Source organism: Streptomyces sp. SX-6 (assembly GCF_059089585.1).
Map to the genome: position 1 here is coordinate 1 of NZ_JBTHHU010000081.1, position 1,439 is coordinate 1,439.

The 1,439-nt window shown below is 65.5% G+C and carries 1 protein-coding gene; it reads left to right on the plus strand.

The features are described 5' to 3' along the window. Positions 1-14 precede the first annotated feature (14 nt). On the plus strand, positions 15-1,436 hold the full coding sequence (gene sufB, locus ACV530_RS36555) for a Fe-S cluster assembly protein SufB (RefSeq protein WP_494337043.1): 1,422 nt from the start codon (positions 15-17) through the stop codon (positions 1,434-1,436). The last annotated feature ends 3 nt before the right edge of the window (positions 1,437-1,439 follow it).

Below are 1,439 nucleotides of genomic sequence, written 5' to 3' on the forward strand. Positions count from 1 at the left end.
GGGAGGAACCCCGCATGACTCTCCCCACGGAGACTGCCTACCCTGAGCTCGAGGGCCTGGGCACGTACGAATACGGCTGGGCCGACTCCGACACGGCCGGTGCCACGGCCAAGCGCGGCCTCTCCGAGGAGGTCGTCCGCGACATCTCGGCGAAGAAGTCCGAGGCGGAGTGGATGCTCAAGCTGCGTCTGAAGGGCCTGAAGCTCTTCGGGAAGAAGCCCATGCCGACCTGGGGCTCGGACCTGTCGGGCATCGACTTCGACAACATCAAGTACTTCGTCCGTTCCACGGAGAAGCAGGCCGCCAGCTGGGAGGACCTGCCCGAGGACATCAAGAACACCTACGACAAGCTGGGCATCCCGGAGGCGGAGAAGCAGCGCCTGGTCGCCGGTGTCGCCGCGCAGTACGAGTCGGAGGTCGTCTACCACCAGATCCGTGAGGACCTGGAGGAGCAGGGCGTCATCTTCCTGGACACCGACACCGCGCTGAAGGAGCACCCGGAGCTCTTCCAGGAGTACTTCGGCACGGTCATCCCGGCCGGTGACAACAAGTTCGCCGCGCTGAACACCGCCGTGTGGTCCGGCGGTTCCTTCATCTACGTGCCGCCGGGCGTCCACGTCGACATCCCGCTCCAGGCCTACTTCCGGATCAACACCGAGAACATGGGCCAGTTCGAGCGGACGCTGATCATCGTCGACGAGAACGCCTATGTGCACTACGTCGAGGGCTGCACCGCCCCGATCTACTCCTCGGACTCGCTGCACAGCGCCGTCGTGGAGATCATCGTCAAGAAGGGCGGCCGCTGCCGCTACACGACCATCCAGAACTGGTCGAACAACGTCTACAACCTGGTCACCAAGCGTGCCGTCGCCTACGAGGGCGCGACCATGGAGTGGGTCGACGGCAACATCGGCTCCAAGGTGACGATGAAGTACCCGGCCGTCTACCTGATGGGCGAGCACGCCAAGGGCGAGACCCTGTCCATCGCCTTCTCCGGCCAGGGCCAGCACCAGGACGCGGGCGCCAAGATGGTCCACATGGCCCCGAACACCTCGTCCAACATCGTCTCCAAGTCGGTGGCGCGAGGCGGCGGCCGTACCTCCTACCGCGGTCTGATCGAGATCGGCGAGGGTGCCCACGGCTCCAAGTCGAACGTGCTCTGCGACGCCCTGCTGGTGGACACGATCTCCCGCTCGGACACCTACCCCTACGTGGACGTCCGCGAGGACGACGTCTCCATGGGCCACGAGGCGACCGTCTCCAAGGTCAGCGACGACCAGCTCTTCTACCTGATGAGCCGCGGTCTGGCCGAGGACGAGGCCATGGCGATGATCGTGCGCGGCTTCGTCGAGCCGATCGCCCGCGAGCTGCCGATGGAGTACGCGCTCGAGCTCAACCGGCTGATCGAGCTGCAGATGGAGGGCTCGGTCGGCTGACCG

Bases quoted from the DNA above. Each gene is read 5' to 3' on its own strand.
- sufB (WP_494337043.1), top strand. From the start codon at position 15: ATGACTCTCCCCACGGAGACTGCCTACCCTGAGCTCGAGGGCCTGGGC.